Origin of the sequence: Streptomyces sp. CC0208 (assembly GCF_003443735.1) — a bacterium.
In the GTDB taxonomy this organism is placed as follows: domain Bacteria; phylum Actinomycetota; class Actinomycetes; order Streptomycetales; family Streptomycetaceae; genus Streptomyces; species Streptomyces sviceus.
The window spans coordinates 3,444,212-3,463,944 of sequence record NZ_CP031969.1 but is presented as its reverse complement, the minus strand read 5'-3'; the positions used below and the strand labels follow the sequence as shown (position 1 = coordinate 3,463,944).

The following is a 19,733-nucleotide window of genomic DNA, read 5'->3' as shown; positions in this document are numbered from 1 at the left end:
GATCGCATTGTCAGTGGCGTGGTGCACGGTTGGTGACAGATCCGAACCGGCCGAGCTGGAGGGGGCCTCAGCCATGTCTGTGTCCGTTGAACCGACGACCGTGGAGCCGAAGCGGGGAGAGCCGGCCGAGGCGTTGCGGCCGCATGCCGAGGAAGCCTTCGCCGGTGAGCTCGCCGCGCTGGCCGCGCAGGACGACCGACCGCGCCCGGCCCGCTGGAAGCTGTCGCCGTGGGCGGTGGCGACGTACCTCCTCGGCGGCACCCTGCCGGACGGCACGGTGATCACCCCGAAGTACGTGGGCCCGCGGCGCCTCGTCGAGGTCGCCGTCACCACCCTCGCCACCGACCGCGCCCTGCTTCTGCTGGGCGTGCCCGGTACCGCGAAGACCTGGGTGTCCGAGCATCTGGCCGCTGCGGTCAGCGGAGACTCGACGCTGCTCGTGCAGGGCACGGCGGGCACACCGGAGGAGGCGATCCGGTACGGCTGGAACTACGCGCAACTGCTCGCCCACGGCCCGAGCCGCGACGCCCTCGTGCCCAGCCCGGTGATGCGGGCCATGGCGGAGGGGATGACGGCGCGGGTGGAGGAGCTGACCCGGATCCCGGCCGACGTGCAGGACACGCTGATCACGATCCTGTCCGAGAAGACGCTGCCGATACCGGAGCTGGGCTCGGAGGTGCAGGCGGTCCGCGGCTTCAACCTCATCGCCACGGCCAACGACCGCGACCGCGGGGTCAACGACCTCTCCAGCGCCCTGCGCCGCCGTTTCAACACGGTCGTGCTGCCGCTGCCGGAGAGTGTCGAGGCCGAGGTCGACATCGTCTCGCGCCGCGTCGACCAGATCGGCCGCTCCCTCGACCTGCCGGCCGCGCCCGACGGCATCGCCGAGATCCGCCGTGTCGTGACGGTCTTCCGCGAGCTGCGTGACGGGGTGACGTCCGACGGCCGTACGAAGCTCAAGTCACCCAGCGGCACGCTGTCGACGGCCGAGGCCATCTCCGTCGTCACCGGCGGTCTCGCCCTCGCCGCCCACTTCGGCGACGGCGTCCTGCGGGCCGGAGACGTCGCCGCGGGCATCCTCGGCGCAGTCGTCCGCGATCCGGCGGCCGACCGGGTCATCTGGCAGGAGTACCTGGAGGCGGTCGTCCGCGAGCGAGACGGCTGGAAGGACTTCTACCGGGCCTGCCGGGAGGTCAGCGCGTGAACGACGACCGGGGGAGTCGACTTCGGGGCGGGCTGCTGGGAGAGCAGAGGCGAAGGGGGACGACTGTGACACGCCTTGAGCGGTACGGCGACGGGGACCGGGCCGGGATGGCCGGCGAGGACGACTCCAAGTGGCCTCGCAGGGGAGGAGCACGCTGTGACGGAGGTCGGTGAGGTCGGGAGCGGCGGGCCCGAGGGGGCGGCCGGCGCCGGGGCGACGGCCGACGAGGGTGCCGTGCGGGGCGATGGAGCCGGGCGCGAGAAGGAGAGGCACGCTCACGGGTCGGCGGGCGAGTGGACGGAGGGAGGCGGGATGTCCGGGAGCGGGGAGGCGTCCGGCCACGGCGTTCACGGGGGGCGGGCAGCCGGTGCGGGGCCGTTGCTGCTCGGCGTGCGCCATCACGGGCCCGGGTCGGCGCGGGCCGTGCGAGCGGCGTTGGACGCGGCCCGGCCCCGGGTCGTGCTGATCGAGGGACCGCCCGAGGCCGACGCGTTGATTCCGCTGGCCGCCGAGGAGGACATGCGGCCACCGGTGGCGCTCCTCGCCCATGCCGTGGACGAGCCCGGCCGTTCGGCGTTCTGGCCGTTGGCCGAGTTCTCCCCGGAGTGGGTGGCGATCCGCTGGGCGCTGGACCACGAGGTCCCGGCCCGTTTCATCGACCTGCCGGCCACGCACACCTTGGCGTGGGGCAGAGACGAGGCAGGCGAAGGGCCGGCGGACCGATCGGACGAACCCGCCGCCGAGGCGCCGGAGACGAGCGGGCCCGAGGCACCGGGCGGTCGGGGCACGGACGGTCGGGGCGCGGACGGGACGGGGGAGCCCGCCGACGGGGACGCCGCTCCGGGCGACGGGCTCGCGGTTCACGACGCCGTCCGTGTCGATCCGCTCGGGGTGCTCGCCGAGGCCGCCGGATACGACGATCCCGAGCGGTGGTGGGAGGACGTCGTCGAACACCGCAGCGCGGGGCAGGGGGAGGTGTTCGAGCCGTTCACCGTGCTGGAAGAGGCGATGGGGGTGCTGCGGGAGACGTACGGAACCGGCGGGCACGACCGGGACCTCGTGCGGGAGGCGTACATGCGGCTCCAGGTGCGGGCGGCCCAGCGGGAGTTCGGGGACGACGTGGCCGTGGTGTGCGGAGCGTGGCACGTGCCCGCGCTGCGGCGGAAGAGCACGGTCGCCGCCGACAAGGCGCTGCTGAAGGGACTCCCCAAGGTCAAGGCGGACATGACATGGGTGCCGTGGACGCACCGCAGGCTCTCCCGGCGCAGCGGCTACGGCGCCGGCATCGACTCGCCCGGCTGGTACGGGCACCTGTTCGGCGCGCCGGACCGGCCCGTCGAGCGGTGGCTGACCAAGGTGGCGGGGCTGCTGCGCGACGAGGACCGGATCGTGTCCTCGGCGCATGTCATCGAGGCCGTACGGCTGGCCGAGACGCTCGCGGCGATGCGTGGCCGCCCCCTGCCCGGCCTGAGCGAGACGACCGACGCGGTGCGGGCGGTCATGTGCGAGGGCTCGGACGTGCCGTTGGCGCTGGTGCACGACCGGCTGGTGGTCGGGGACGTCCTGGGGGAGGTGCCGCAGGCGGCGCCCGCGGTGCCGTTGCAGCGGGACCTCGACCGCAGCCAGCGGCGGCTGCGGCTCACACCGGAGGCCCTGGAGCGGGAGTTGGAGCTGGACCTGCGCAAGGAGAACGACGCGGGGCGCAGCAGGCTGCTGCACCGGCTGCGGCTCCTGGGTGTGGCGTGGGGTGAGCCGGCGGCCTCGCGGGGGAGCACGGGCACGTTCCGGGAGACGTGGCGACTGCGGTGGGAGCCGGAGCTGTCGGTGCGGGTCGCCGAGGCGGGGGTGTGGGGCACGACCGTGCTCGCCGCCGCCACGGCCAAGGCGGAGTCGGATGCCGTCTCCGCGTCCGGGCTCGCGGACGTCACCGCCCTCGCCGAGCGCTGTCTGCTGGCCGAACTCCCGGACGCCCTGCCCACGGTGATGCAGATCCTCGCCGACCGCGCCGCGCTGGACGCGGACGTCGGCCATCTCGCCCAGGCCCTGCCGGCCCTCGTCCGGTCCCTGCGCTACGGCGATGTGCGCGGCACCGACACCGGCGCCCTGACGGAGGTCGCCGCGGGCCTCGCCGAGCGGGTCTTCGTCGGCCTGCCTCCGGCCTGCGCCGCGCTCGACGCGGAGGCGGCGGAGGAGATGCGGCGCCATGTGGACGCGGTGCACGGGGCGGTGGGGCTGCTGGTCGAGGTGGCGGCGCCGGGGGACGCTTCCTCGGGCTCGGGCTCGGGCTCGGGCTCTGGCTCTGGCTCGGGGCAGGGCCGCGAGGGTGATGCGCCTGCTCCGGCTCACCGTGGCCTTCGTGGCCGTTGGCAGGCCGTGCTCAAGGTGTTGTCCCTGCGGGACAGCGTGCCCGGTGTCATTCGGGGGCGGGCTGTGCGACTGCTGCTGGATGACGGGGAGTTGGCGCAGGACGAGGCGGCACGGCTCATGGGGCTCGTCCTGTCGCCGGGGACGGAGCCGGGGGACGCGGCCGCGTGGATCGAGGGTTTCGTAGGGGGCGGATCCGGCGGCGGGATGCTCTTCGTGCACGACGAGCGGCTGCTCGGGCTGGTCGATGTCTGGCTGACTGGGGTGTCGGCGGAGGCGTTCACCGATGTGCTGCCGCTGCTGCGGCGCACGTTCTCCGCGTACGAGCCGGGAGTGCGCCGGACCCTGGGTGAACTGGTCCGGCGGGGTCCGGGACAGCGGGGAAGCGGGGCGGGAGCTGGTTCCGGGATACCGGGCTTCGGGGCCGGCCTCGACAGTGACCGGGCCGACGCGGTGCTGCCGGTGGTGCGGTTGCTGCTCGGTCTGGACGACGACCACGACGACGACCGGGCGCACGCCGACGACAACGACCTTGCGGGGGTGGCGGGATGACGACCGAGGTATCGCGGACACCGAGGGGCGGGGCCGACGGGACAGCCGCCGCTGTCCGGGACGGGCGCGGAGGCGCACCCGGGACGAGGACCGGGTCCCGGACGAAGCGCCGCTCGGTGACGAGCGTGGCCGTGGTCCCGCTCTGGGACCGGTTCCGGACGGGGGTAGGGGCATGACGACCGAGTCGAACGACGTGACGGCACCGGGGGCGCCGAGGACCGACGGGCAGGGGTCGGACACCGGGGGTGAGGCGGCCAAGATCCCCGCGCAGGTCTTGAGGCAGGCCCCGGCTCCGCTCCCGGTGCGGGTCCAGGCGGTCGCCTCCGGTGCCGTCCCGGCCGAAGGGCAGTCGGCTGACGCTGCGGCAGAAGCGGCCACGACACCGGGCCAGGCCGGAACTTCGACCACTCCGGTCTCCCCCGCCGACGAGCGGCTGCGGCGGTGGCGTCTGGTGCTGGGCGGGGAGGCGGCCGACGGCACCGGGTGCGCGCTCAGTGGCCGGGATGCCGCGATGGACGGGGCGTTGACCGCGCTGTACGGGAGGGGAGACGGGAAGGGGCAGGCGGGGAAGGAGCGTTCGGCGGGGCTCGGGGCCTCGGCGCCGTCCGTGGCGCGGTGGCTGGGGGACATCCGGACGTACTTCCCCTCCTCCGTCGTCCAGGTCATGCAGCGGGACGCCATCGACCGGCTCGGGCTGTCCGCCCTGCTGCTCGAACCGGAGATGCTGGAGGCGGTCGAGGCCGACGTACACCTGGTCGGCACGCTGCTCTCTCTCAACAAGGCGATGCCGGAGACGACGAAGGAGACGGCACGTGCCGTCGTGCGCAAGGTCGTCGAGGACCTGGAGAAGCGGCTCGCCACCCGCACCCGTGCCACGCTCACCGGTGCCCTCGACCGCAGTGCCCGGATCAACAGGCCGCGCCACCACGACATCGACTGGAACCGCACGATCTCGGCCAACCTCAAGCACTATCTGCCGGAGTACCGCACGATCGTGCCGGAGCGGCTCGTCGGCTACGGCCGGGCCTCCCGGTCGGTGAAGAAGGAGGTCGTCCTCTGCATCGACCAGTCGGGGTCGATGGCGGCGTCCGTCGTCTACGCGTCCGTGTTCGGGGCGGTGCTGGCGTCCATGCGGTCGATCGACACACGGCTCGTCGTCTTCGACACGGCGGTCGTCGACCTCACCGACCAGCTCGACGATCCGGTGGACGTGCTCTTCGGCACGCAGCTCGGCGGTGGCACGGACATCAACCGGGCGCTGGCGTACTGCCAGTCGCAGATCACCCGGCCGGCGGAGACGGTGATGGTGCTGATCAGCGACCTCTACGAGGGCGGCATACGCCACGAGATGCTCAAGCGGGTCGCGGCGATGAAGGCGTCCGGGGTGCAGTTCGTGACGTTGCTCGCGCTGTCGGACGAGGGTGCGCCCGCCTACGACCGGGAGCACGCGGCCGCGCTCGCCGCGCTGGGCGCACCGGCCTTCGCCTGCACTCCCGACCTGTTCCCCGAGGTGATGGCGGCGGCCATCGAGAAGCGTCCGCTTCCGATACCGGACCCGGTGTGAACCCGAGCCACCCCCTGGAGATTTGTCGACCCGGTGACCTGCGGCTCCGCCCAGCAAAACGGACATGCCTACGCATCGGTAACAGGGGACTTGCGCGACCTCGGGCACCCCGTGCAAGGATCGGCTTCTCCATAGTCTTCACCCTTCCCCTCCGTTTCCCTTTCGCTTCTGTTCCGTTTCACCCCTGTTCCGTCTCAACTCCGTTCGTTTTCACCCGCATTCGGATTCACGTCGGTTCCGTTTCGCTTCGTTCCGTCGCACGGAAGGACCCGCCCCCTCTTGACCTGGTCAGCAGCCTTTCCCGGTGCCACTGTGCGCGTGCTGCGCGCGGTGGTCGGGCGGCGAGCGCTGCAAGTGGGGCTGCTGGTGGGCGGGTTGTTCGTGCTCGGCTTCCTCTGCGGGGAGCAGGCGCACGCGGCGGACGGCATCGGGGCGTTGCCGGGCAGCACGGTCGCTCAGCCGGTGAACCCCCCGGCCGAGCCGACGGCAACCCCCACGGGCGCAGCCACAGCCACAGCCGCAGCCACGGGGGCGGACAGGGCCCGGGACACGGACGCGGACACAGGCACGGACGCGGCAAAGGGCAGCGCTCCCCGGCCGGTTGTCCCCGAGTCGACCGCCTCCGAGCCCGGCACTGACACTCTCACCCACCCGGTCGGCGACAAGGTGCTCCGACCGGTGACCGAGGGCGTCGTCGGGGCCGTGGTCACCGGTGTCGTGCAGCCCGTCGGAGATCTGGTCGAGACGGTGACCACGGGGTTGACCGAGACGGTCGGGATACCGGCGCAGCCCACGCAACCGGACTGGCCGACGTTGCCTTCGTTCCCGGAGGTCCCGTCGTGGCCGACCCTGCCGACGGTGCCGGGTGTGCCCACGGTGCCGGGCCTGCCCGGCACCCCGGGTCAGACCTTGCCCGCGCCCGCGCCGGTCACCTCGGCACCACAGCCCCAGCCGGGTGATCAGGCGGCGCGGAAGCCGGCCGGTGACGAGGGCTCCGCAGGCGGCGCTGTCGGGTTCGGGCCGCGGTTCGCCGGCCACGGCACCGTGACCGAGCTCGTCACGCATCACCCCGCCCACCGCGCCACCTCCACCGCCCACATGCCCGCGCACCAGGCGCCCTCCGACAGCCCGGGCGGAGCCCTGAGCGGCAAGTCGGCAGTGGACAACGGCTCGTCGCGACACGGCGACGCGCATGCCGTCACCCCCCACCACCGGGCGCCGCTGCGGCTCGTGCCCGGTGCCGCCGCGAGCGTCGACGCGGCCGGGACCCGGGACAGGCACCGGGACATCCCCGTCTTCCCCGGCTAGGGCAGACCTCCCCTCCCCGCCGACTTGCCGCGCGGGGGCGGAACAGGTCTGTCCCGGCCGTTCGGACACCCCCAGAACTTCTCTGATCTCCGGACGGATCCCCCTGGAGCCCTGTGGCTCCGGATGTCCCCATGCCTCTCCAGGCTCCCCCAAAGATCCAGGGATCTGACGCACTCATGAACAAGAACATCCGCCGTTCCCTCGTCATAGCCGCCGGTGTCACCGGTGCGTGGGCGCTCGGCTCCGCCGCCGCCAGCGCGGACGAGCTCCCGGCCGTCTCCCTCGCCGCGACGGACACGGCGTCCGACACGACCGCCACGGTCACCGACACCCTCGACGGCGTCGTCTCCGGCGTCACCACCACCGTCACCGACACCACCGACACCGCGAGGAACCTCGACGGCGTCGCCTCCGGCGTCACCACCACCGTCACCCACACCACCGACACCGCGACGAACGCGGCAGCCGACACCACCGATCCCACGCCCCACCGTCACGCGGACGCCAGGACCACCGTCACCTCGCAGGTGTCCAAGGTGAAGGGCGCCGCGGCCATCCAGGGCGCGAGGGCGGCCCGGGCCGCGCAGGCCGAGGCGAAGGCCAACGCCGCTCAGGCAGCCGCCGCCAAGGCATCCGAGGTCGCCGTACCCACCACGCCCGGCACACCCACCGCCCCCGCCCCCCAGCACGGCGTCGACTACCTCTTCGGCCCCCTCTCCGCCTTCGCCCCCGAGGTGGAGCAGGCCCTGGCCGGCGCCCAGACGAAGCTCCAGGGCGTCCAGACGGCGGCGCGTGCCCAGGCGCAGGGCGTCGACGGCGTCGTACGGACGAAGAAGCAGCACACCCTCGCGGGCGCGGGCCGAATCACGACGGGCGCGGCCGACGCGGCGCGGGCCACGCTCACCGCGACGCAGGGCCGGATCGCCGACGTCCCCGGCGCCGTGACGCCCGTCGTGGACGAGACCGTGGCCGCCGTCGTGCCGCCCGTCGTGACGGCGACCGTGGACGGCGTGGTGCCGGTCGCCGCGCAGGCGGTGGACGGGGTCGTGCCGGTCGCCGAAGGGGTCGCGCCCGCCGTCGGGCGGACCGTCGGCGGGGTGACCCCGGTCGCCACCGGCGCGGTGGCCGGTGTGCTCCCGGTCGCCGACGGCACCGTGAGTGCGGTCGCGCAGACCGCCGGGCACGCCGTGAGTGCGGCGACCGCGCTGGCGTACGGCCTCGTTGAAGACGTGTCCCCGCTCGCGGGCGGCGCCGTCCAGGGCGTGCAACCCGTGGTCGGCGGAGCGGTCGCCGGAGTCGGGGCGATCCAGCACGGCGTGGCCGCGTACGCCACCGGCACGGTCGCCGGTGTGCTCCCGGTCGCCGACGGTGTCGTCGCCGACGTACCGCCCTACGCCACCGGCCTGGTCGGACAGGTCGCCCAGGACACCACCGACGCCGTGCTGCCCCCCGTCGTGAACACCGCCGTGCACGGCGTGGTGCCGGTGGCCGGGCAGGCCGTCGCGGACGCGAGCACGCTGGCGTACGGCGTCACGCGGGACGTCCGGCCCTTCGCGGCCGGAGTCGTCGGGGACGTCCCGCCGCTCGCGTACGGCGTGGCGGGCCGCACGACCCAGCTGGCGTACGGCGTCACGGGCGAGGTCCCGGCCTTCGCGGACGGTGTCACCGGGGCCGTCCGGCCCGTCGTGGACACCGTCACCCGGACGGTCGAGCCGGTCGCCGGCAGCGCCACGACGCTCGCGTACGGCGTGGCGGGCGACGTCACGCCCTTCGCGTACGGCGTCGCCGGCGAGGCCGCCCCGGTCGCGGGTCAGGTCGGCCCCTTCGCCGGCGGCCTGACCGGGACCGTCCAGGACACCGCGGGACCGCTCGCCGGGCACGCCGTCACCGGTGCCCTGGGCGTGGCGGAGTCCGTCACGCCCGGCTACGCGCAGGAGCTCCCGTACGGCGTCTGACCACCTCCCACCCATCGACTTCGTGAGGTGACGGGCCCCGGACGGCCGAAAGCCGTCGGTCTGTCCTGCCGGAACCTCACGGACAGGGCGAAGAGGTCCCCATTGGGGTGGGGATCTACCGCCCAGGCCCCTTGAGGAACGTGGAAGAGGGGCTGTACAAGGGCCTCACCGGGACAACCCCATCCTGGTGAGGCCCTCCCCATGCCCCCGTGGAAGCCTCCCCGCGACCTCACACACGGCACGCCGTGCCAGTGAGCGAGGCATCATGTGACAGGTATCACCGCTCAGGTGTGACCCTCGATTTAGGGGCCCCCGGCAAGCAGCGATAACCTGCGAGACGGACATGCCGCGCGCTCGGACACCGTGTGCGCCTCCCTTGTGACAGACAGCGGTCGGACGTCACGTTGCCCTCGCGGCACGCCCACGCAGACAACGAACCGCGAGATCACTGATAGGGACGGAAGCGCGTGGACCTGTTCGAGTACCAGGCGAGGGACCTCTTCGCCAAGCACGATGTACCGGTGCTGGCCGGTGAAGTCATCGACACGCCTGAGGCGGCCCGCGCAGCCACCGAGCGCCTCGGTGGCAAGTCCGTCGTCAAGGCCCAGGTGAAGGTCGGCGGCCGCGGCAAGGCCGGCGGCGTGAAGCTGGCCGCGACCGCCGACGAGGCGGTCGAGCACGCGACCAACATCCTCGGCATGGACATCAAGGGCCACACGGTCCACAAGGTGATGATCGCCGAGACGGCCCCGGAGATCGTGGAGGAGTACTACGTCTCCTTCCTCCTGGACCGTGCCAACCGCACCTTCCTCTCCATCGCGTCCGTCGAGGGCGGCATGGAGATCGAGGAGGTGGCGGAGACCCGCCCCGAGGCCGTCGCCAAGACGCCGATCGACGCCAACGTCGGTGTGACCCCCGAGGTCGCCCGCCAGATCGTCGAGGCCGCGAACTTCCCGGCCGAGGTCGCCGACAAGGTCGAGAACGTCCTGGTCACCCTGTGGAAGACCTTCATCGAGGAGGACGCCCTCCTCGTCGAGGTCAACCCGCTGGCCAAGGTCGCCTCCGGTGACGTCATCGCCCTGGACGGCAAGGTCTCCCTCGACGAGAACGCCGAGTTCCGTCAGCCGGGACACGAGGCCCTCCAGGACAAGGACGCGGCCAACCCGCTCGAGGCCGCCGCCAAGGAGAAGAACCTCAACTACGTCAAGCTTGACGGCGAGGTCGGCATCATCGGCAACGGCGCGGGTCTCGTCATGAGCACCCTGGACGTCGTCGCGTACGCCGGTGAGGCGCACGGTGGCGTCAAGCCCGCCAACTTCCTCGACATCGGCGGCGGCGCGTCCGCGGCCGTGATGGCGAACGGCCTGGAGATCATCCTGGGCGACCCGGACGTCAAGTCGGTCTTCGTCAACGTCTTCGGCGGCATCACCGCGTGCGACGAGGTCGCCAACGGCATCGTCCAGGCGCTGCAGCTGCTCGCGGACAAGGGCGAGGACGTCACCAAGCCCCTCGTCGTCCGTCTCGACGGCAACAACGCCGAGCTGGGTCGCAAGATCCTCTCCGACGCCAACCACCCGCTGGTGCAGCGCGTGGACACCATGGACGGCGCGGCCGACAAGGCCGCCGAGCTCGCGGCTGCGAAGTAAGGGAAGAGGGACAGACAAGCCATGGCTATCTTCCTCGACAAGGACTCCAAGGTCATCGTCCAGGGCATGACCGGTGCCACGGGCATGAAGCACACCAAGCTCATGCTGGCGGACGGCACCAACATCGTCGGTGGCGTGAACCCCCGCAAGGCGGGCACCTCCGTCGACATCGACGGCACCGAGATCCCGGTCTTCGGCACCGTCGCCGAGGCGATCGAGAAGACGGGCGCGAACGTGTCCGTCCTCTTCGTACCGCCGGCCTTCGCCAAGGCGGCCGTGGTCGAGGCCATCGACGCCGAGATCCCGCTCGCGGTCGTCATCACCGAGGGCATCGCGGTCCACGACTCGGCCGCGTTCTACGCGTACGCCGTGTCCCAGGGCAACAAGACCCGGATCATCGGCCCGAACTGCCCCGGTCTCATCACCCCGGGCCAGTCGAACGCCGGCATCATCCCGGGCGACATCACCAAGCCGGGCCGCATCGGCCTGGTCTCGAAGTCCGGCACGCTGACGTACCAGATGATGTACGAGCTGCGTGACATCGGCTTCTCCTCCGCCGTCGGCATCGGTGGCGACCCGGTCATCGGTACGACGCACATCGACGCGCTCGCCGCGTTCGAGGCCGACCCCGACACCGACCTGATCGTGATGATCGGTGAGATCGGTGGCGACGCCGAGGAGCGGGCCGCGGCCTTCATCAAGGAGAACGTGACCAAGCCGGTCGTCGGCTACGTCGCGGGCTTCACCGCGCCCGAGGGCAAGACCATGGGCCACGCCGGCGCCATCGTCTCCGGCTCCTCCGGCACGGCCGCCGCGAAGAAGGAGGCCCTCGAGGCCGCCGGCGTCAAGGTCGGCAAGACGCCGACCGAGACGGCGAAGCTGGCGCGGGAGATCCTCGCCGGCTGAACGGTACCCAGCTGAACGTCTGTGGGCTCGCTCCGTCACTCGGGGCGGGCCCGTCGGCGCGTTACGGGGTGCCGGGGAGGGTCGTCCGGCGGCTGCGGCTGCGGCTGCGGGTGCGTCGTGGCTGGTCGCGCCCACGCGACGGGGCCGCACATGGACACAGCCCCGCGCCCCTGAAAGAGCTCCGGTCGGCCTGCGCTCAACGACCGACCGGTGCCAGCCTCTCCGGACCGCTCAGCATGGACTCCCGCAGCTTGTCGCGAAGCGACTCCTCCGCCTCCGACAAGGGCCCCTGTCCTACCCGCGGCGGCACCCCCTGAACCTCCGCCCCCGGAGGCACCGGTGGCTCGTAGTGCGTCGGAGCCGTCCGCAGCGTCAGCGCCGTCGTGCCGATCAGCGCCACCGTGAACGCGATCGCCGCCCGGGTCCAAAAGCGTGCCCGGCGCTCGCTCCCGGTGCGCACCGCGGGCGGCTGCGCGGCCCGCAACCGCTGCGTGGAGGCCAGCAGGGCCAGGCGCTCGTGCAGCTCGGACGGGTCGGCCAGGTCGGGCAGCCGAGCCGTGATCGCCGCGCGCGCGTTCATCAACCGGTACGCCGTCGCCGGGGTGCTCGCCTCCGTCTCCGCCGCAGTCTCCGGAAGGTCGAGCCCCACACCGTCGTACAGCAGGAGGGTGCGCCGCTGTGGTGGCGGGAGTTTCAGGAGTACGGCCATCAGCGCGCGGTCGGGCGGGTCGGCGACGGGTGGGTCGGGGTTGCGGTGGCGGGGGCGCAGGCGGTGCCAGGGAGACAGGGCGTACTCGTACGCCATGATCCGGACCCAGCTCGCAGGATCCCGGTCCACGGCCACCTCGGGCCAGCGCTGCCAGGCGAGTTGAAAGGCCCGTTCGACCGACTCGCGGGCGAGTTCGCGGCGGCCGGTGAGCAGGTAGGTCTGCCGGACGAGGGCGGGCGCGCAGAACGTGTACAGCGCGTCGAAGGCCTGAGCCGGTGTCAGGGGGGTGGCCGGGAGCTCCTCGTGCTCCTGCTGAGCGGCCGTCAGCTCGCCGGTTGCGCCGGCCCCTTGGGCGACCTGATCCCGCGTCACAGGGCGCCCCTTCGTGCGAAAAAGTACATAGTCGTATATTGAGCGACACATCGGGGGTTCGCCTGTTACGACGAGAAAGCGCGTGTCGTTGGGAGCATGGCGGTCGTGATCCAGATGACCGCTCGCCGCCGCTCGTTGTCGCCCCTGCTCACCCGGTTGCGCGACCGGACGCCCGGCCTCGCCGCCAGCCTGCTGGGCGGTGCGGTGGCCGCCGGGCTGGGGCTCGGTTCGTTCGCCGTGCTCGTGATCGTGCTGTGGATCAGTTCGCCGTACCCCGACAACGGTCCGGGCGGCGCGCTGCACGTGGCCGCGGCGCTGTGGCTGCTCGCGCACGGGGCCGAACTGGTCCGGACGGACACGCTCTCCGGTGTTCCGGCCCCCGTCGGCGTCACCCCGCTGCTGCTGCTCGCGCTGCCGTTGTGGCTGGTGCACCGGGCGGCGCGGGACGTGGCCTCCGGCGACGAGGAGCCGCCGCAGGCGTCCGGACGGACGGCGTGGTCAGGGGTCGTGCTCGGGTACCTCGCCGTCGGCGCCGTCGTCGCCCTGTACGCGTCCGGCGGGGCGCTGCGGCCCTCGTGGACATGGACCTGTGCGGGCCTGCCGGTCGTCGTCATGGGCGCGGCCGGCGCGGGGGTGTGGACGGCGTACGGCCGTCCCGCCGGGGCCCTGGACGACGTGCTGGTGCTGCTGCCCGCCGGAGTGCGGCGCCTCGTCCTCGGGGCGGAGGCACGGGCCCGGCTGTCCGCGGCGGCACGAGCCGCGGGGGCCGGGGTCTGCGTGCTCCTCGGGGGCGGGGCGGTGCTGCTCGCGGTGTCGCTGGTGGCGCACGGCGGTGCGATGCGGGGGTCGTTCTTCCAGCTGACGGAGGGATGGTCGGGACGGTTCGCCGTCCTGCTGCTGTGTCTGACGCTGGTGCCGAACGCGGCGGTGTGGGCGGCGGGGTACGCCGCCGGACCCGGGTTCGTCCTGGGCGCGGGCCATGTCGTGGGGCCGGTGTCGTCAAATCCTGCGCCGCTGCTGCCGCCGTTTCCGCTGCTGGCGGCGGTACCCGAGGCCGGGACCGGCGGGCCGGCGCACTGGGCGGCGGGGGCGGTGCCGGTGGTGGCCGGGGTGGCGGTGGGCTGGTTCGTGGGGCGGGCCGCGGACGCGGGATGGTCGCGGGGGCGGACGGCGGGCGCGGTGGTGCGGGCGGCGGTGCTGTGCGCGGGCGCGGTCGCCGCGCTGGCGGCGCTGGCCGGCGGACCGCTCGGGGTGGGGGTGCTGGCCCGGTTCGGGCCGGTGTGGTGGCAGGTCGGCGCGGCGGTGGTCGGGTGGATCACGGCGGTGGGTGTGCCCGTGGCGCTGGCGGTACGGGCTTGGCGGGGCCGGACCAGGGGCGGGCTGCGGGTGCGGCTGTCCTCGGCGGGGGCCTTGTTCCACCGGCCGAAGAAGGCGGAGCGGACGGAGAAGCCCGTGGCCGGACCGGTGGAAACGCCCGCCCCGCGGCACATCGCCGAAACGCCCGCCCGGCAGCACGTCGCCGCCTACGACCAGGCCGACGCCTACGACCGGGACGACGCCTTCGACCGGGACGACGCCTTCGAGCCGTACGGCTGCCTGCCCCCCGCGCCCTCGGCAGAGCCGGTGCCCTCGTCGACGCCCTGGTACGAGGACGCACTCCGCGAGACCCGCTGGGCGGCACTGCAGGAGGCGTCCACGCCGCCGGAGGAGCCCGCCGAGCAACCCCCGGCCACCGACTGACCCCCCGTCAGCGCCCCGGCGTCAGCCGTTCGTGCTCAGAAAGCTCCGGAGCTCCTTCGGGAGGAGATCGGTGCAGGACTTCTCGGCCGCGTTGGTGAGGGCGTCGTTGGTGCAGGTGTAGTAGTCGCTGTAGACGAGCCTCGCGGTGAAGCTCGCGGCGACCAGGAGGATGGCCAGGGACGCCGTGACCAGGCCGCTGATGGCCGCGGTGGACTGGGGGCGGCCCGACTGGGGCGGGGCGGGGGTGTCGGGGTCCGCGGTGCGGGGCTTGGCGCGCAGAGCGCTGATGCCCCAGTACAGGGCCAGTGCGCCCAGCAGCAGGCTCACGTACGGCCAGCCGAACAGGACGAAGAAGAAGGCCCACATGCCGCACAGCAGGGCGTAGCGCGCGCGGCGCTGGGAGGGGTCCGTCGGATCCCAGCGCTGACCCGGTCCCGCGCTGCCCTGCCCCTCCGGCCCGCCACCGGGTGCCGCGCCCGGGCGCTCGCCGAAGCGGCCGTCGGAGCGGCCCGGCTGGCGGTCGCTCCACTGGCTGCCCCACGGGGTCAGGCCACCGCCCTCGCCCCGGTCCGAGCCCTCGCCCTGATCGCCGTCCGAGCCCTCTGGGCGGCGCGGCTGCCACGGGCGGTCCGGAGTGCCCTCCGGCGGCGGTGCGAAGGGGTTGTCGTCCTCGGCCGTACCGCCCTGCCCCTGGTCGCTCCGCCGGCCGGACTTCTTCTCACCGGACTTCTTCTCGGAGGAAGGGGCGTCCGGCGGCGAGGCGGGCTGTTCCCGCAGCAGCATGCCGCTGTGCTCCCCTTCCTGCACCGACTGCTGGGGGAGCGGGAGGAGTCGCAGGCTGCGGTCCGACATCAAGTGAGCGTCTTCCCCTTGAGGATGTGGCTTGCCATGGCTTACGTGGAGCGAACGGTTCGGTGGGCCCTCGGCGCGAGCCTCATCCCGTGAACGCACCACGCACCACCCGCGTTCCCGGACCGGTCCTCGCAGACGCTACCTTCCGGCCACGCCCCCGTCCCGTGGGGGCCTCCCGGTGTGCCGGTATCGTTGCTGACGTTCGGCCGCTTCGTAGACTTCCCCGTATCCCGGGGCTCGAAGCATTCGTACGACCGTACAAACGCTCCCCCGAGAAAGGGCCCCCGCCGTGGCCGCCAAGCCCGTGGCCGAGCAGGCCAGGCAGGTCAAGCGCCTGGTCGTGCTGGTCTCCGGATCCGGTACGAACCTCCAAGCGCTGCTGGACGCCATCGCGGCGACCGGCACCGAGGCCTACGGCGCCGAGATCGTGGCCGTCGGAGCCGACCGGGAGAACATCGAGGGGCTCGCGCGGGCCGAGCGGGCCGGGCTGCCGACCTTCGTCCGCAAGGTCAAGGACTTCGACACCCGCGAGGAGTGGGACGCCGCCCTCGCCGAGGCCGTCGCCGCACACGAACCCGACCTCGTGGTGTCCGCCGGGTTCATGAAGATCGTGGGCAAGGAGTTCCTCGCGCGCTTCGGCGGGCGGTTCGTGAACACCCACCCCGCGCTGCTGCCCAGTTTTCCGGGGGCCCACGGAGTGCGCGACGCGCTCGCGTACGGAGCCAGGGTCACCGGCTGCACCGTCCACTTCGTCGACGACGGCGTCGACACCGGACCGATCATCGCCCAGGGCGTGGTGGAGATCCGGGACGAGGACGACGAGAGCGCTCTGCACGAGCGCATCAAGGAAGTCGAGCGAAGGCTGCTCGTCGAGGTCGTGGGGCGGCTCGCCCGCAACGGCTATCGCATTGAGGGACGAAAGGTAGTTATCCAGTGACCGCCGAGAGCATCGAGAGCGGCAAGCGGGCCATCCGTCGCGCGCTCGTCAGCGTCTACGACAAGACCGGGCTCGAGGAGCTTGCCCGCGGGCTGCACGAGGCCGGCGTCGAACTCGTCTCCACCGGGTCCACCGCGGGCCGTATCGCCGCCGCCGGCGTCCCCGTCACCAAGGTCGAGGAGCTCACCGGCTTCCCCGAGTGCCTGGACGGCCGCGTCAAGACCCTGCACCCGCGCGTGCACGCCGGCATCCTCGCCGACCTGCGCCTGGACAGCCACCGCGAGCAGCTCGCGGAGCTCGGTGTCGAGCCTTTCGACCTCGTCGTCGTCAACCTCTACCCGTTCCGCGAGACGGTCGCCTCCGGTGCCACTCCCGACGAGTGCGTCGAGCAGATCGACATCGGCGGGCCGTCCATGGTGCGCGCGGCCGCCAAGAACCACCCCTCGGTCGCCGTCGTCACCAGCCCCGAGCGGTACGCCGACGTCCTGACCGCGGTGAAGGACGGCGGGTTCGACCTCACCTCCCGCAAGCGGCTCGCCGCCGAGGCCTTCCGGCACACCGCCGAGTACGACATCGCGGTGTCGAGCTGGTTCGCGAACGCCTACGCCCCCGCGGACGACTCCCCGTTCCCCGAGTTCATCGCCGCGGCCCTGGAGCGCAAGAGCACCCTGCGCTACGGCGAGAACCCGCACCAGCCCGCCGCGCTCTACGTCGACGGCACGGGCGTCGGCCTCGCCGAGGCCGAGCAGCTGCACGGCAAGGAGATGTCGTACAACAACTACACGGACACGGACGCCGCCCGCCGTGCCGCGTACGACCACGTCGAGCCGGCCGTCGCGATCATCAAGCACGCCAACCCCTGCGGCATCGCGGTCGGCGCGGACGTGGCCGAGGCGCACCGCAAGGCACACGCGTGTGACCCGCTGTCGGCGTTCGGCGGTGTGATCGCGGTGAACCGCCCGGTCTCCAAGGAGATGGCCGAGCAGGTCGCCGAGATCTTCACCGAGGTCATCGTCGCGCCCGACTACGAGGACGGCGCCCTCGAAGCCCTCGCCAAGAAGAAGAACATCCGGGTCCTCAAGGCCCCGGCCGCGCCCGCGCACCCCGCCGAGGTCAAGCCCATCGACGGCGGCGCGCTCCTCCAGGTCACCGACCGCCTCCAGGCCGAGGGCGACGACCCGGCGAACTGGACCCTGGCGACCGGCGAGGCACTCGGCGCCGACGAACTCGCCGAGCTGGCCTTCGCCTGGCGGGCCTGCCGGGCCGTCAAGTCCAACGCCATCCTCCTCGCCAAGGGCGGCGCCTCGGTCGGCGTCGGCATGGGACAGGTCAACCGCGTCGACTCCGCGAAGCTCGCCGTCGAGCGGGCCGGTGCCGAGCGCGCGCAGGGCTCGTACGCCGCCTCGGACGCCTTCTTCCCGTTCCCGGACGGACTGGAGGTCCTCCTGGACGCCGGTGTGAAGGCGGTCGTCCAGCCGGGCGGCTCGGTCCGTGACGAACTCGTCGTCGAGGCCGCCAAGAAGGCCGGTGTCACGATGTACTTCACGGGGACGCGGCACTTCTTCCACTGACGGAACCGGAACACCGACCTGGGCGGCGTTACGTGGAACTGCGCAGCGCCGCCCACGTGTTGGGCCCCACCTGGCCGTCCACCTCCAGCCCCTTGGCGCTCTGGAACTGCTTGACCGCCGACTGGGTGTCCCTGCCGAACTCGCCGTCCACGCCCGAACCGCCCACGCTGTAGCCGCGCTTGGTGAGCATGCACTGCACCTGGACGACCCGCTGGCCCTTGTCGCCGTAGTCGGTGAGTTCGGTGCCCGAGTAGTAGGTGCAGCCGGAGATCCAGGACGGGGTGGCCGGGGGCGCGGCCGTCTTCGTGACGGTGGCGGTGGGAGTGGGGGTGGTGCTGCTGCCACCGCCCGCGCTGCCGCCGCCGTGAGCGGCCGCCGCGGACGGGGTGCTGTTGCTCTCCTCGGGGGCAGCCGTCTGCACCTCGCTCGTGTCCTTCTTCTCCTTCTTTTTCTCCTTCCCCTTCTCCTTCTCGCCGTCGTCCTTGCCGGAGGCCGAGGCGGAGGCGCTGGGCCCCGAAGAGGTCGGTGTGGCGGCGGTGACGCTGCCGGCGCTCGTCGGGGCGGCGGCAGCGGGGGAGTCGAGGCCCGGACGGGTGAGCAGAAACGCACCGACAGCCACGGCCCCGACGGCGATCCCCGCGACGGCGGCCAGCAGGGGCCTTCGCCGTCCGCCGGTCCCGGTGGCCGGTCCGGTGACCGGCGCGAGCACCGGCTCCACAGGGGTGCGGAAGTGGGCGGACTGCCGGACGGGCACGCCCTCCAGCGCCGCGCACCCCCGCTGCCGGTCACGGAGCCGGACGGCCAGCGGTTCGTGCCAGTCGGACGCCCGGCCGTGCCCGGCGGCCGTGGCCGCGTCGATCAGCTGCCGCGGGCCGGGGCGCCCGGCGGGGTCCTTGGCCAGGCAGGCGGACAGCAGCGCGGCCAGCGCCGGGTCCGACGCCGCGATGTCGGCCATGACCTCGGCGTCGGGCGCCTCGAAGGCGACCCGGTGCATCACGTCCACGCCGGTCCCGTCGCCGAAGGGGGCGTGGCCCGTGGCGGCGTAGACGATGGTGCAGCCGAGGGAGAACACGTCGGAGGCGGCGTCGCAGCGGCCCTCGCGCAGATACTCGGGCGCCATGTACGCGGCCGTGCCGACCCGGTTGCCGGTCGTGGTGATCGCGCTGCTGTCGGCCGCGCGGGAGATGCCGAAGTCGATGACGTGCGTGCCGCGAGGGGACAGGATCACGTTGGACGGCTTGAGATCCCGGTGCACGACCCCGGCGGCGGCGAGCGCCGACAGGGCCTCCCCGAGTTCCGCCACCAGCCGCCACACCCCGGCCGGCTCGAGCAGCCCGCACTCGCGGACCGCCTCGGCGAGGCTGAGGCCGGGCAGGTACTCGGTGGCCATCCACAGCAGCGCGTCGTCGAACCCGGTGCCGAGGAGATGCGGCGCCCGCGGGGTGCGGACCCGCCCGTGCACGGCGGCCTCCCGCTCGAACCGCCGCCGGAAGTCGGGGCCTTCGGCGTACTCGGGCCGGATCACCTTCACGGCGGCGAGCCCGGGAGCGTCGTCGGCGCGCCGGGCCAGATAGACCCGGCCCATGCCGCCGCTGCCGAGCAGCCCGAGCGGGACGTAGGGCCCGATGCGTGTGGGGTCGGCGGGCAGCAGCGGGACGGCGCCCGCCTGCCGCAGCGCGGTGTCACCGGCCGCCGGTATGTCTGTCACGGTCCCCCCGACCTGCCTTTTCGTTCCTCAACATGCACTGGCGTCACACCAGTTGACTGAGGAGAGGCTAGCGCCCCGCTGCCGGGGAGTGCCGGGATACGGGGGATCGTGGGCGGGCGCGCACGGCCACCCGGGTGCCTGGGGCGGCCCCGAGGCGGCGGCGATCAGCGCCAGGCGGTCGCCCGGCAGGCCCGTGTCCAGGCGGGGCGCGATCCGTGCGGCCGGGGCTCGTACAGGGCGGCCGGGACCGCGAAACAAGGGGCCGTGTCACGCCGTGACACGGCCCCGGGGAATGTAGGCGAGAAGGAGACGTGAGGATCCGCCCCCGACCGAGGTGAAGCGGTG

The 19,733-nt window shown here is 73.1% G+C and carries 13 protein-coding genes; 10 read left to right on the top strand and 3 right to left on the bottom strand.

The features are described 5' to 3' along the window. The first annotated feature begins 73 nt into the window (after window positions 1–73). The 7 genes from D1369_RS15600 (at window position 74) to sucD (ending at window position 11,499) form a co-directional block, all read left to right on the top strand. Window positions 74–1,204, top strand: coding sequence for an AAA family ATPase (locus D1369_RS15600; RefSeq protein ID WP_007384174.1), 1,131 nt, complete (start codon window positions 74–76; stop codon window positions 1,202–1,204). A 312-nt stretch (window positions 1,205–1,516) separates the two neighbouring features. After that, window positions 1,517–4,120, top strand: a complete 2,604-nt coding sequence (locus tag D1369_RS15595) for a DUF5682 family protein (protein WP_050789906.1) — start codon at window positions 1,517–1,519, stop codon at window positions 4,118–4,120. Between the two features lie 172 nt (window positions 4,121–4,292). Then, window positions 4,293–5,684 (top strand): VWA domain-containing protein, encoded by a 1,392-nt coding sequence (locus tag D1369_RS15590; RefSeq protein ID WP_240436075.1) that lies wholly within the window; start codon window positions 4,293–4,295, stop codon window positions 5,682–5,684. Window positions 5,685–5,963: 279 nt separating this feature from the next. After that, window positions 5,964–6,992 (top strand): hypothetical protein, encoded by a 1,029-nt coding sequence (locus tag D1369_RS43845; protein WP_007384177.1) that lies wholly within the window; start codon window positions 5,964–5,966, stop codon window positions 6,990–6,992. Between the two features lie 176 nt (window positions 6,993–7,168). Beyond that, window positions 7,169–8,947 (top strand): hypothetical protein, encoded by a 1,779-nt coding sequence (locus D1369_RS15580; RefSeq protein WP_118082491.1) that lies wholly within the window; start codon window positions 7,169–7,171, stop codon window positions 8,945–8,947. 467 nt (window positions 8,948–9,414) lie between these two features. Continuing rightward, window positions 9,415–10,593, top strand: a complete 1,179-nt coding sequence (gene sucC / locus D1369_RS15575; RefSeq protein WP_007384179.1) for an ADP-forming succinate--CoA ligase subunit beta — start codon at window positions 9,415–9,417, stop codon at window positions 10,591–10,593. A gap of 21 nt (window positions 10,594–10,614) precedes the next feature. Further along, on the top strand, window positions 10,615–11,499 hold the full coding sequence (gene sucD, locus D1369_RS15570) for a succinate--CoA ligase subunit alpha (RefSeq protein WP_007384180.1): 885 nt from the start codon (window positions 10,615–10,617) through the stop codon (window positions 11,497–11,499). Between the two features lie 196 nt (window positions 11,500–11,695). Here the strand turns inward: sucD and D1369_RS15565 are convergent, their stop codons facing one another. Beyond that, the gene (locus tag D1369_RS15565; protein ID WP_037901195.1) at window positions 11,696–12,580 is read right to left on the bottom strand and encodes a sigma factor-like helix-turn-helix DNA-binding protein; all 885 of its coding nucleotides are present in this window, start codon (window positions 12,578–12,580) and stop codon (window positions 11,696–11,698) included. A 96-nt stretch (window positions 12,581–12,676) separates the two neighbouring features. Here D1369_RS15565 and D1369_RS15560 point away from each other — a divergent pair, with 96 nt between their 5' ends. Next, window positions 12,677–14,320 (top strand): DUF6350 family protein, encoded by a 1,644-nt coding sequence (locus D1369_RS15560; protein WP_037901197.1) that lies wholly within the window; start codon window positions 12,677–12,679, stop codon window positions 14,318–14,320. Window positions 14,321–14,341: 21 nt separating this feature from the next. On the opposite strand, the gene D1369_RS15555 is transcribed toward D1369_RS15560, so the two are convergent. Then, window positions 14,342–15,172: a hypothetical protein gene (locus tag D1369_RS15555; protein WP_007384183.1), complete on the bottom strand. Its 831-nt coding sequence runs from the start codon at window positions 15,170–15,172 to the stop codon at window positions 14,342–14,344. A 289-nt stretch (window positions 15,173–15,461) separates the two neighbouring features. Between D1369_RS15555 and purN the strand changes: the two genes are divergently transcribed. Together purN and purH are read left to right on the top strand one after the other, a co-directional pair. Then, window positions 15,462–16,109 (top strand): phosphoribosylglycinamide formyltransferase, encoded by a 648-nt coding sequence (gene purN / locus D1369_RS15550; protein WP_007384184.1) that lies wholly within the window; start codon window positions 15,462–15,464, stop codon window positions 16,107–16,109. Beyond that, complete coding sequence (gene purH, locus D1369_RS15545) at window positions 16,106–17,680, top strand: bifunctional phosphoribosylaminoimidazolecarboxamide formyltransferase/IMP cyclohydrolase (protein WP_007384185.1); 1,575 nt, start codon at window positions 16,106–16,108, stop codon at window positions 17,678–17,680. The genes purN and purH overlap by 4 nt, the downstream gene beginning before the upstream one ends. 28 nt (window positions 17,681–17,708) lie before the next feature. Here purH and D1369_RS15540 read toward each other — a convergent pair whose 3' ends face one another. After that, window positions 17,709–19,388 (bottom strand): serine/threonine-protein kinase, encoded by a 1,680-nt coding sequence (locus tag D1369_RS15540; protein ID WP_007384186.1) that lies wholly within the window; start codon window positions 19,386–19,388, stop codon window positions 17,709–17,711. Between the last annotated feature and the right edge of the window lie 345 nt (window positions 19,389–19,733).